At 56.7% G+C, this 13188-nt stretch carries 8 protein-coding genes; all 8 read right to left on the bottom strand.

The genetic code is table 11. The features are described 5' to 3' along the window. Positions 1-21 precede the first annotated feature (21 nt). Entirely contained in the window at positions 22-759 is a 738-nt protein-coding gene (locus tag HWE01_RS14070) for a hypothetical protein (RefSeq protein WP_008332261.1), read from the bottom strand. 338 nt (positions 760-1097) lie between these two features. Next, positions 1098-1550 (bottom strand): hypothetical protein, encoded by a 453-nt coding sequence (locus HWE01_RS14065; RefSeq protein WP_241822138.1) that lies wholly within the window; start codon positions 1548-1550, stop codon positions 1098-1100. 276 nt (positions 1551-1826) lie between these two features. After that, a complete protein-coding gene (locus tag HWE01_RS14060; RefSeq protein WP_241822137.1) occupies positions 1827-2579 on the bottom strand; it encodes a putative type VI secretion system effector in 753 nt (250 codons plus the stop codon). 226 nt (positions 2580-2805) lie between these two features. Further along, a complete protein-coding gene (locus HWE01_RS14055; protein ID WP_241822136.1) occupies positions 2806-3555 on the bottom strand; it encodes a putative type VI secretion system effector in 750 nt (249 codons plus the stop codon). Positions 3556-3636: 81 nt separating this feature from the next. Then, a complete protein-coding gene (locus tag HWE01_RS14050; protein ID WP_241822135.1) occupies positions 3637-6498 on the bottom strand; it encodes a T6SS effector BTH_I2691 family protein in 2862 nt (953 codons plus the stop codon). A gap of 3 nt (positions 6499-6501) precedes the next feature. Then, positions 6502-7446, bottom strand: coding sequence for a DUF4123 domain-containing protein (locus HWE01_RS14045; RefSeq protein ID WP_241822134.1), 945 nt, complete (start codon positions 7444-7446; stop codon positions 6502-6504). Positions 7447-7457: 11 nt separating this feature from the next. Beyond that, a complete protein-coding gene (locus HWE01_RS14040) occupies positions 7458-10355 on the bottom strand; it encodes a type VI secretion system Vgr family protein (RefSeq protein WP_241822133.1) in 2898 nt (965 codons plus the stop codon). A 95-nt stretch (positions 10356-10450) separates the two neighbouring features. After that, complete coding sequence (gene tssH, locus HWE01_RS14035; RefSeq protein WP_241822132.1) at positions 10451-13126, bottom strand: type VI secretion system ATPase TssH; 2676 nt, start codon at positions 13124-13126, stop codon at positions 10451-10453. Positions 13127-13188 lie beyond the last annotated feature (62 nt).

The following is a 13188-nucleotide window of genomic DNA, read 5'->3' as shown; positions in this document are numbered from 1 at the left end:
CGATCCGATGGATGCTTGCGGCTATCCTTCGTCCTCGTCCAGGAAAAGTTCTCGAGGAACGATATCCTGAGATATCCATTCCCATGCCACATCACGTCCCATCGATAGAGGCATGATGTCTCCTTGCTCGCACTCGATTTTGTCATCGACAAGATCTGCGACAAGCCAGAAGCCGCTTTTCGGGCAAATTTGGCCAGACTTTGACCTGATGCGTACGACATCCGTTATTGTCTCTGGACACGGTACGCACTTCTTCCTGATTTTTTCCACGCCGTCCTTGAGCGCCACAAAAAAATCCCAAGTCGATAGAGTCCGGTCGGTGAATGGGGTCAGGTCGCTCATGTATAGCTCCAGATAGTATCGTGAGTTATACGATACTTCGTGGAGGATACGGCCATCCTTGTCTGATAGACGAACCGTAGAGTAACCTTGCTTCTCGCTCCCATCATTGTTCTGCGTAGGTGCGATGGCGATCTGCAAGCCATTGCTCAAATCTTCGAAGAGCGCTTCTTTGAGATGTCGAAACAATGGATATGTCTTGTTGTCAGGCGTTATCAAATTCAATATGCGATCTGCAGTCCAATAGAGGTAGTAGCGTTTTTCATTTACCTCGGTGTAGCTTCCTCGAACGGGCAGCGAAAATCGGCCCAGAATTTCCAGGTCGGACGTTCGTTGCTCTTCTTCCAGGTATCGCCAGTGCCCATTTTCCGGATCAAAGTCGATAATTTCGCTACCTGTGTAGTGCTGATAAACAAGCATTGCTATTTTCCTCAACGATCCGCAGGTGCGCTGTGCCGTGGGAGATATCTCGATTTGTTCTAGTCGGTGAAAAGAGCCGCAGGAATCAGTTCACGAGAAATCCATTCCCAATTCACATTGCGACCCTGACTGGAGGGCATCAGCTCGCCTTGTTTGGCCTCTATCCGATAATCCACGGAATCGGCTACCAACCAAAAACCATCTAGGGGACAGCGCTCTCCAGTTCTCGCCCGTATCCTGGATGCAAGCGGACTTTCGTTCTGCTCGCTTGAGCATTTCTTACTTATTTTTCGACAGCATCTTTGAGCGCAACAAAGAAATCCCATGTTCCAAGATCTCTATCGGTAAAGGGTGTGATATCCATCATGTAGAGCTGAAGATACCGTTGCGAAAAAATAAGAAACTTCGTGCAATAACGTACCGGTTTTGTCGTGCATTCGCACTGTTGAATATCCGGGAATAGCACTGCCATCTCTTCTCTCCGCCGGGACAATCTCGAATTTCAGCCCGTCGCGCAGATCTTCAAAACGTGCATCTGAAAGGTGGCGGAACAACGTGTATTCGGTGCCATCCGGAAGTCTGAAGAGCAAGATCCGGTCCGCTGTCCAATAAAGGTAATAACGCTTGCCATCGACTTCAGTAAAGCTCCCTCGCACCGGGAGGGTGAACCTTGCCATGATCTCAAGTTCAGGCGTCACTCTCGGCTTTTCTGGATAACGCCATAGCCCGGTCGCTGGATCGAAATCGATAATATCGTCTCCGGTCACATGATCAAAGATCAGCATCTTCATTTCCTTCATCTTCTCATCCGGATTTACGGTGACCTTCGTGGTTTTTGAGAGAGTGTATCGCGTTGGGGAAAGCGATCATTCCATCGACTCGCAGCCTGCCCGGCCAAACTTGCTGCTGCCGAGGCAACTGCGATTGCCCCTGCTCACGCACCAAGCGCACGGAACGCTCTCGCACCTCAGGGGAAAGCTAACTTGATTTCTTGTTCATGGCTCTATTCTCTCAAGAGTTAGAGCCTCCTCAAAATCCGAGGGGTAAGCGAATGTTCATCAGATGCTTCAATATTTGAAGTACATCACGCCACATTCAGGAGGATCGTTCTCAGTCTTATGCAATTTGGTGGACTTCTTCAGATCAATATTGGAAGGCGATGGCAATTCCAGTATTCGAAAGACCTTTTCGGCTAATCGCACAAATGGCATCCACTTTCTTCCTAAGCTGGCAAACATCGCCACGAAGAAAGCAATGAGGCCTAGAATAATGAACCAGCCACTAGGATCCCCCTTAAAAATTTCACCCCAGAACTCCCAAAATTTCAGGTATCCGCCAGTGATTGGCAACAAAAGGAAAAGAAGAAAAAAAGCCGGCACCAAAATAAACCACCACTTGACGATAGTCTTGATGTGTCGAATTCGTCCGCGTGAGCAATGAGGGTATAACGCTATGACTTTATCCATGGGGCGCATCATTCCATACAACTCATAATGTTCTAGTTTTTTTTCAACAGCGACGACGACCTCATCACCTTCCTTAAATGGGCTCCTCCATAGCCAGCCCTTGATCCTTTTACCATCTAATTCAAATTGAACGTAGTCGGCCTCTTCCTCCATTGCAGAAGAATAGTTCGACATGATTGCTGCATGCCCGGCCAGACCAGCAGTCGCCGACGCGACAGCAAGCACTCCAATTTTCGTCTGATCTGATTCAGTAAACACGAAGCTCGCACTTAGTCTTTTTCTATCATAAGAGCTTATTTTTCCTGAGAGCTTCAGAAGCGGTATTTCGTTTGAATGGCTTACGTAATTGGTCATAAGAATATCCGTCGGCCGGGGAACGATAAAATAGACCCAGGCAAATGATATCGAATATTTATTGGCGCCGATCTCTGAAACGATTTAGCAAGCATTACCATCCTGTCGCACACATTTTCTTTAATACGGAAGTGGTCGCTGATTTATTGTCCGTACGCAATCCGGGCCGTCCGATAAATGCTGTACTGAATTCCTTCGGCAGATTTTCTCACCAAGACCACGATTCCTAATATTTGAAATACATCACTCCACATTCAGGCGGATCATTCTCTGTCTTGTGTAATTTGCTAGATTTCTTCAAATCGATCTTGGAAGGCGATGGCAATTCCAGTATTCGAAAGACCCTTTCGGCCAATCGTACAAATGGCATCCATTTTCGTGCCAGGTGTCCAACAATAAGCGCCGATGCCAACCAGCCAGCTCCAATTATCAGAAATCCCTGCGGGAAATTGAAATAGAAGTCACCCCATATCCCCAGAGGTCCAGCACCGATCAACCAACCCAGCAGAATCCCCGCAAAAAAGAAATAGATAGCTAAATAGCCAACCCACTTCGCAGCGTTCCTGACATGAGTCGCGCGCCCTCGCGAGCAATGAGGATATAGAGCAATAACCCGATCAGAGGGCCTTGCGACGGCAAATAGTTCGTAGTGATCGTCGCGTTTCTGAGCAGCCACCTCTACAATATCGCCCTCTTGGAAAGGGCTGCGCCATACCCATCCACTTAACGACTTGCCATCCAAGTCGAACTCAATGAAATCGGCCTCTTCCTCCAGTGAGGTAGCATAGTTAGCCATGATCGCGGCTTGTCCAGCCAAACCGGAAGCTGCCGACAGGACGGCCATTGCACCAATTTTTGCTTGATCCCCCGAGGTGAAGAAGAAGCTAGCGCTTTCCCTCGTCTTCTTGTAATTGGAGATACAGCCTCTCAGCTTTAGAGTAGGTCCAGAATCAGGGTGTGTAACGTATTCAGCCATAGTCTTTCAGTCGTGCAGTTTCATTTTTTTAACAGTGGGCTTCGATTCATTTTCCCAAAACCGAACATCGACCTTCTTCGCCTAGTCCGCTGGTGGCAAACCAATCGCAACGAGCGCTTGATTCAATCCGGAACTTTGCTCCTTCAATGAATGAAACGCTGATTTTTCGTTATGGTCTTCTCCAAAAACACATAGCGCACACCATGATTGAAGATCATCGTCGCTGAATATCCAGATCAATACCTGGATGGTGAAGATAGCCACGCCTACCCAGAAGCCTGCAGCCATCAGCAGGATACGTGCGGCAATCAAGGCCACTTCTCGTTCAGCAACAACTTGGGCTGTCAAACTGAGAGTCGCCCTCACAGTCAACTGGCGAATAAGGGGTGTTGAGTACGTCATCGCAGTGGCCGTCGACAACAAAACGCTTCCAGATCCGAAGACAACCTTGAGGAAATATAGCGAAGCCATTCCTCTCTTGCCCATCTCCCAATTCTTTTTCATATCCAGCGTATCAAACACTACTCCTATTGCAGCAGTCGCTGCACCCAACGTTCCACCAACAAGCTTAAGCCGCTGGTAACTCCACAAGCTGGCACCCTTGTCGAATTCTCCCTTGGCATTCTGCGTCATGTTTTTCAGAATACCTCCGGCCACATCAAACAGACCACTAGTAATGGTCATGCCAGAGGCCACCAGCCCCCACCAGCTCTTCGCATCTCCTTTTTCTATGCAGGCATGCGCCATCTTGGAGAAGTTAACCCCCTCGATGATCATCACCAGCAGCGCCGCTCGTACGTCTTTGATCGCGGTGGGCGCCTTCTCACTTTTCTTGAAGTCCTCCCAAGCTCGACGCATGCTTTCAGTCTGTGCATTGCGCATGGCTGGCTGATCACTGGCCAGAAACGCACGTGCAGTGCGCAAGCGTTCGATAGTCTGCTGCCTGATCACGCCGTCATTCCTGGCTTGCGCCTGAATTAGCTGCAAAGAATCCAGTGGATTGACGAGTGCTCGCACACTCAGCATGTGCTGAACCATTTTTTCGCCAACGTAATCAAGCGTGCTTGCCAACTTGAATTCCCTCATGATGGCATCGCCGACCGTCATGATCTTCAGGTCGACCCCGAAAGTCTTGATCGGCTTGACCCTGACGTTGAATGCCATGGAGCCCTTTTCGGAGGCGGCATTGGTATTGGCGTTGTAGATGCCAATAGCTTTCTTATAGGTATCGGCGAGGGTCTTCAGGCTCTTTTGACCGATGGCAATCCAATCGACCGTGCTCGCCAGGATCTTCTTCTCATTGTTTTGCTTGGCCTCCTGCAGGTACGCATCCAACTCAGGCATCGCGTCAATCTGGTTCAAGGCCATGGCGCGCCACAGGAGGTTGGTCTCGGTCGTTTTCAGCTCCTTGACCCAAGCAGCAATCTTGTCCTGTCCCACATTGCTATGGTTCATGCCGAAGATCGCCCTGCCCACCTGATCATCGAACACCACACCGTCGCTGACACTCCTTCCATGGAATTCTGTAAACGCATCAATCAGATTCTTCGCTTCAAGCCAGTTCACCAGATCCCCGGTACGATCATTGGCGATCTTGGTTACGTCATCCTGGAAAGCGTTGTAATTCTTCTTGAAGTCTGAATAGCGCTTCTTGTCCAACCTCTTTTCATATTTTGACCAGGCGCTGGTTCTGGCATCCTCGATATTTCTCACGCCATTCTTGTCCCGCGTGCTTACGAAGTCATCTGCCTGCTTTCGCAACTTTGCCAACTCGGCACTACGCTGAGGCTCTGGCATCGTATTGACATGATCGAGATAGGTCGGCTGGATAACGACAGTCGGAACTTGCTTCTGCCTCAGTTCATCAATGAAGTCGCTAATCTCGTTGGCCTTGGCCTGTTCGACCGGAGGCAGCTTGGAAGCGTACTGGCGCCGACCGGTGGTATCCGGCTGAGACATGCTGTGGCTCTTCATGTCCTGCTGGAAGCTGTCCTGCGCATCGGCGGCCCGTTGGCCCAGGACCTCCTTGAGTCCATCAATGGCCATCATCGCAGAGACCTCCATCTGCAATTCTTCCATGTACTTTTCCGACCAGCCGACAACATCGTTACGGAAGCCGTTGAGTTCATGAACAATCCCGACGGCATCCCACACCCCCATGACCAGCGGCAGATGGTCTTTGCCTTTAGGGTTCTTTCCGATCTCGGTCATCAGCTTGGAGACGGGCTCGCTCTGCCCACTGCGCTCAACGACTGTGTAAATGGTGCTCTGCTTTTTGAGCACGTCAGCAAAATAGCTGCCATTCCTGGAAGGCCGGCTGATCTTCGGTACGACCTTTGGATTCACGCTATCCGCACGGAAGCCTGGCTTGTATTCAAGAATCTGCTCGATGTTCGCCTTTGTCGCCGGCAACCCGTGGCGATAACCGCCTGTCGCAATCCAGGTGGCGGGCAGGAAGGTCTGCATGCGCCGGTCACGCAGCTTGGCGTCCTTCTCGAAGTCTGCCAGTGTCTCGGCACTCCAGATATGCTCCGAGAAAGCGATCCAGACTCGCTTGCACTTCTCGGGAGATTCGATCGTGATGACCGAGGCCGGGAGGTTGTGTCCGTTGCGTGAGCACTGCGGTTCCTCGCTCACGGCCTTGATGGCGCTGGTCGAAGGCATCTTCCACAATGTACCTTCCTCCGAAACGCCGTACACCTCCCATTTGATGTGACTGCCGCGTGGATGCTTCTCATGAAAGACGTAAAGGAATCCAGCCCTTAAGGCGCGCAACGCATATTTGTGATGATTCAGCCTGACGCTAGTTACCTTGTTGCCCAAGGGGGCTGGCAAGGTCGCATCGACGTGCATCGGCACCACGGCGTAGCGCGCCGGCAGGATGGCAAGGCCACTCTTGTTGCAGTTGGGGCACTGCGGATTCTGGGGGTTGTTGCAAGCCATAGCTCAAGTCTCGTGATGCAAATGGATAAACAGGCGGTCGGCGCTATCGCCAATAACCTCTTCGAGCACGCCGCCATAGTATTGGCCAGTGCGCGTCCTTTCCCATACTGGAGAGAGCAAGGCATTCAAATGAAAATTCGTGCCGACTTCCAAGGCGTGCCTGGCAAACAAGGCGCGATCCTGCGCGTCCACAATGCCGTACTCGGTCGCTTGCCGAAGACAATCCAGCACGTTGTATTGCCAACCTGACTGCTGCGACAGGCGGCCACGCCATGCCTCATCCTGCCCGCACAGGGCAAGCCAGGCAGCGTGGACGACGGCATAATCCTCTACCTCGTTCCATTGTTTTGCGGTCAATGTCAGGGATGTATGCTGTTGCTGCGGCTCGGTATCGTCGAGGCCCTGCTCCAGTAGTTCCCCGTTACGGCCAATCGACAGGATGTGGGTCGCCGGCCCCAACAAAGTGGTGCGCTGCAGTCTCTCGAGCGCAGGCCACAGCCATTCGCGCACCCCGGGGTCATGGAAGCGCAGCAGCTTGGCTTGGCCGTTACGGTGGTGGATGTGGCAGGTACGAGCCCAGTAAGCCGCCAGGTCCCTGGCTGAGCATGAGGCTGCCACCCAGCCGCATACCGGCTGGCCGTTCATTTTCTGCAAGCTGTCCAGTGTCCAAGCATTGGCTGCCAACTCCACTGTGCGAGCCAGTACATCACCATCCTGGAATCGGGACAGATCCAGCTCCAGCAAGTAAGGTGCGTAACGCAAGTCAAAGTGTGGATGCATGATGGGCACGCATACTTTTCTGGCCGCCACCAATTCATCGATCTCGAAGGGATCGCCTTGGGCCGGGTTGATCCAGGCAAGGCAAGGTTCTTCCTGGAAACGGGAATGCAATGCGCGGACATACGAATCCCAGAGCGGCATTGCGGTCATTGTCACGTTATCTTCCATTGAATCCTGCCCTATAGATTTTGGGCACCGGCCATCGCCGCACTGGCGTCCTGGCTGGCCTGGGAACAGCCCTTGATGTCGCCGCTGGACATGGTCAAGGAAGATGTACTACTGGCCGGCCCCGTCAACTCCTTTGCACTCGCCTTGAACTCCATCGCCCCCGGCCCATGCACCTCGATATTGCCGCCCTCCAGTTTCAGCCACGCACCCTGCGCACTGAACTGCACATGCTGCTTTCCCGTGATCTGCACATCCTGCCCCACGCTGGCCACCGTCACCTGCTTCGCCGCCGTCATGAGCGTCTTGCCAGCCTGGCTCTGCACGATGACCTTGCCCGACGCCGCATGCAGCGCCATGCCAGCATCCTGAACCGGCTTGCTGGCATCACTGGCCTTGCCATAGGTGAAGAGACTGATGCCCGATTTGGCCAGATGATGCAGATTGCCTTGCGCAATCTGGTTGATGTCCTTGCCGGCCGTGACGCTGCTGGTCACACCCGCAGCCAGGATAGCGCTGGCCGGAGTGGCCGCAGCGATACCGGCCGGACTGGAGAGCTGCAACTGCGGTGCGCTGAAAGCCGTCGCGGCACTTGAGCCTGCTTCACCGCCATCGTCACCACCACTGCTGCCTGCCGAAGCCGTGGCACTCGCCTTGAGCACCTCGACGGACTCCGCCAAGGACTCCACGGCGGGCAATTTTCCCGCTTCGGTCTCGCCCTCGAATTTGGCATTGTGTTTTTGCGCAGTCTCCGCCAGTTGCTTCTGCTTCTCGACGCTGTCGGCCAGCTGCGAAAGCGCACCCCGCACATCGAGCTGAGCCCCCGAACTCTTCTCCGTAGAGAGCAGCAACCCCTGCCCTCCACGTATGGCCGCACTGTAACGGGTCTTCAGCTCGAAGCCCTGACCCGTGGCGGCCAGCCGCTGATTGTCGGTCTGCTGGCGCAGCAAGCCCAGGTTCAGTTCGCTGGCCCCGTCATGGCTATCCGCGTGCTGTTGCAGCGAGGCGCGCGACTGGCCGGGGGTATCGTCAAACACCAATTGGTTGTACGCGCCACCTCCACTCTGGCTGGTACCCAATGCCTGGGTCTTGATACCGGAGAGCACCGCCGCATGCTGATGTCCTTCGGCGTCACCTGGGAACCATGCGGGCGCATTGCCGGTGGCTGCTCCCGCACCCTGCCCGGCCTGGTTGCCCTGGGCATTGTCCTGGCCACGGCCGTTGTACAAGGTACCAATGACCACGGGGCGGTCGATGTCACCTTCGATAAAGTCGATCAGCACTTCCTGCCCCACACGCGGTACTGCCTGACCGCCCCAATTGACACCCGCCGTGGGAGCAATGCCCGCCAGCACGCGTACCCAGGTGCCGGATTGTTCATTGGCAGGCGCGCCGACGTGACCATCCGGCGCCGGCGAGCTCAGGCCGCTATGGCTACGTTCGCCGCGCTGCCAGTGGAATTGCACGCGGATGCGGTTGTCGCGATCAGTGTGCACCGCTTGTCCCTGGGCCCCGACGACCACCGCTGTCTGCTGGCCGCTGGCCACCGGCTTTGGATGGAGGAGCTTGCCATCGGCATCGGTTACCAAGGGGCGATACGGCACCTTGCTGCGGATCGCCTCGAAACGGTTGCGGTAGACCGGCCGAGCTTCCCCGCGAGCAGGCTGCAAGGCCGCATCCAGCAGGGAACTCGTGACTGCGTCCTGGTCGAGCGTGGCTTCGCCCAGCAAGCGCATGGCCTCTGCCTTGAGATCGGCGTTCAGGTTGTTGTGCGCCTGATGGACCACACGCAGGAGCACGAAGTGATCCTCCGCGCCGCCAACATGGTCGTAATGACCGGTGAGCGTGAACGTTGTCGCAGGAGTCAGGCTGCGCACGGTGCCCGTACCGGTGAAGATTTCATTGCGCGCTTCGATGGCCTGTAGCTGGTTGCGTGCCTGGCGCTCAGCCTGCGCGCGATTCTCGTTGGCGTAGACGCCGGGCGCATCGCGCAGGGTCAGTAACAGCCCGCCCGGCGTTTCGCCCTGGCTGCCATTGGCGTGGTCGCCGCCACTGCTCGTGCTGCTGGCCTCCCTGACTGCGGCCTGGCGATAATCCCAGGTGAGGATTTCAACTGCATTGCTCTGCCAGCGGCGCACGCTGCGCCAGCGATCGATGCTGTCCTGCGGCATCACCGCGCCCGGCTGGCTGAAGGCGATCCGCTCGCGCGCATTGGGCTTGAAGCTGCCGTTGTGGTCGGCAATCACCACGGTATGTGTGCCCAGGCTGGCGCTACTGGCATCGCCCTTGTGCTCGATGGTGTAGAACAGGCCTTCCTCGGCCAGCAGCCGGTTGACGAACGCCAAGTCGGTTTCCTGGTACTGCGTCGCCAGACTGCGCTTGGCATAGACCGAGGCATCCTGCAAGTCCAGTCGCCAGGCCGGTTGCAGCCTGCCTTGGCCCTGATAGTCGCGAAAGACGGAGTCAATGATCTCCGGCACCGTCATGTCCTGGAATACCGCACTGTCGCGGCGATGCCGCAGGAAGGCCAGCCAGGGTTCGATGGTGAGCACGTATCGGGCCATGCCGCCGTTGGCGCCCTCCATCCTGCAATCGGTGACATGGCCATGGAAGGCGCGCGGTGCGCCATCGGTGTCCAGTTCGACAAGCACCGCCTGCCCCAGCAGCTTGCGCAGGGAAATGCCGGCGTTCAGGCTGAGGCAAGACAACTGCAGGCGATAACCGGCAATGGCCCGGTCAACCTCGGGGATGTCATTTCGGTCGTGGAAGGCACTGATTTCTTCGACGGCCTGCAGCTTCTCGGCCATCAGCGCATCTGCGCCCAGGTCCGCACCCGCTGGCAGGTGCAGCCGCATCACACGCGTGGATTGATTCCACGCACCGGCCAGGGCGGCGATAGCTGAGGCGATCATGGCTGCCTCACGTCTGGCCGGATTGCGTCACTGGCGGAACTGGCTGCATGAAGGAATGGAGATGAATACGGCATGGTCTTGGTCACTTCGCGAGCTTACTGGATGGTGTACTTGAAATCGCCCTTCTTGCTGGCCGATACCTTGATGCGGGCGATGCCCTGGCCTTCGGCCATGCGCGCCAGCACGCTTTCGGCGATCTCCGGCAACAGGCTGCCGTTGAGGATGTTGTCCACATTGCGAGCGCCGGAGTCGACCTCGGTACAGCGTGCCAGTACGGCCTCGACCAGGGCCTTGTCGTAGCTGAACTCGGCCTTGTGGTTCTCGGCGATCCGCTTGGCAATGCGGGCCAGCTTGAGCTTGATGATCTCTACCAGCACCTCGTCGGCGATCGGGTAATAGGGAATCACCTTGAGGCGTCCCAGGAAAGCGGGCTTGAAGGCCTTCACCAATTGTGGACGGATCAGCGCGTCGAGTTCATCGGGGGTCGGCAATTCTTCAACCGTCTTGTTCAGGCAAGCCTGCATCATCTGGGAGGAGGCGACATTGCTGGTGAGGATGATGATGGTGTTCTTGAAGTCGATCTCGCGCCCTTCGCCATCATCCATGACTCCCTTGTCGAAGACCTGGAAGAACAGCTCCAGTACATCCGGGTGAGCCTTCTCGACCTCGTCGAGCAAGACCACGCTATACGGATTGCGCCGCACCGCCTCGGTCAGCACGCCCCCTTCACCATAGCCGACATAGCCCGGCGGCGAGCCCTTGAGGCCGGAGACAGTGTGGGCCTCCTGGTACTCGCTCATGTTGATGGTGATGAGCTTGCGCTCGCCACCGTAGAGCACGTCGGCCAGGGCGAGCGCCGTCTCGGTCTTGCCGACACCGGACGGCCCCACGAACAGGAACACCCCCTTGGGCTTGCCGGGATCATCCAGGTTGGCCCGCGAGGTGCGCACGCGCTGCGCCACGGCGGAAGTTGCCTGCGGCTGCCCGAGCACGCGTTCGCGCAGCAGGGCATCCAGGCCCAGCACGGTCTTGATCTCGTCCTTGACCATCTTGCCCAGCGGGATGCCGGTCCAGCCGGCCACGATCTCGGCGACCACATGGCCATCCACCTGGACCGGGACCATCGGCGTTTCGCCCTGATGCTGCTTCAACTCTTCCAGCAACTGCTTCAGTTCGGCACGTGCAGCGTCGGCCTCGCCGGCGGCACTGCCTTCCTTGTTGGCATCTTCGAGTGCGGCGCGCACCTGCTGGATGCTTTCATTCAAGCCGCGCTCGTGCTCCCAGCGTGTTTGTAGTTCGCCCTGTTCAGCCAGGGCACTGGCGTGCTGCACCTGCAGGTCGACCAGTCGCGCCTGGTGTTCCGAGCCGCTGGCAGTTTCGCGCTGGAGCGCGGCAATCTCCGCATCCAGCCGCTCAAGCCGCCGCGTGACGCCCTCCAGCAGGGCGGGCGTGGCGTTCTGTCCCAACGCCACTTTGGCACAAGCCGTATCCAGCACGCTGATGGCCTTGTCCGGCAGCTGGCGGCCGCTGATGTAGCGGTGCGAGAGCCGGACAGCCTCGGTGATGGCTTCGTCATAGACGCGTACGCCAAAATGCTTTTCCATGAGCGGTGCCATGGCGCGCAGCATGGCGCACGCCACTTCCTCAGTCGGTTCCTCGACCTTGATCACCTGGAATCGCCGGGCCAGCGCAGCATCTTTCTCGAAATACTTCTTGTATTCACTCCATGTGGTAGCGGCGATGGTACGCAACTCACCACGCGCCAGGGCGGGCTTGAGCAGATTGGCGGCATCGTTCTGTCCGGCCTGGCCACCGGCACCGATCATGGTGTGCGCCTCATCGATGAAGAGGATGATGGGGTGCGGACTTTTCTTGACTTCGTCGATCACGTTCTTGAGGCGACTCTCGAACTCACCCTTGACGCTGGCGCCGGCCTGTAGCAAGCCCATGTCCAGCGTATGAATCTCCACGCCCCGCAAGGGTTGCGGCACATCCCCCTGGACAATGCGCAGGGCCAGGCCCTCGACCACGGCAGTCTTGCCGACACCGGCCTCGCCGGTCAGGATGGGATTGTTCTGGCGACGGCGTAGCAGGATATCGACGGCCTGGCGGATTTCCGCATCGCGCCCGATGACCGGATCGATCTTGCCGTCGCGGGCGCGTTGGGTCAACTGGGTGGTGTACTGGTCCAGCGCCGGCGTTTTGCTGGCGCCGCGCTGCTTGAGTTCTCCCACGGGGTCGCCGCCAGTCATCTCGTCATCGCCAACCTCACCACCGGTGTCTGCCGTCGCCGGGGCCTCCACCGATCCTTCGGTGAGCCTGTGCAAATCATGCTTGAGTTCATCGACCTTGAATCTGGCAAAGAGCTTGGAGCCGCGATAGGCCAGTTGCGACAACTCGCTCTGGGTCAGCAACGCCAGCAGCAGATGGCCACTGCGGATGGCGGAATTGCCGCCGTCCAGCGAAGCGATCAGCCAGCCATGCTCGAACAGCGTCTGCAGATGGGGAGACAGCACAGGTGTGCGCGTGTTGCCATTCTTAAAGGTGCCGATCTCGCGTTCCAGATCGGCTTGCAGGCTGTCGACGCTGATGCCGCTGTGACGTGCAAGAAGGCTGAAGTCGGATTGCGGCTGTTCCAGCAGGGCCAGGAACAGGTGTTCCAGATCCACTTCATACTGGCCGCGCGACATGCACAGCGTGGCCGCACGCTCGGTGGCCAGGCGCGCAGTGTCGTTGAGCTTGCTGATCAGGGATTTGAGGTTGATGCCCATGCTGCGTTTCCTTCCTGCTGGTAGTGGCGACGGTCGTGGCGGCCGTCTCGGTTTTTGTGGTT

It is taken from the genome of Herbaspirillum sp. C7C8 (assembly GCF_022627875.1).
Lineage (GTDB): Bacteria > Pseudomonadota > Gammaproteobacteria > Burkholderiales > Burkholderiaceae_D > Herbaspirillum.
The sequence above is the reverse complement of the archived record's forward strand: the minus strand, read 5'-3'. Positions and strand labels throughout refer to the sequence as shown.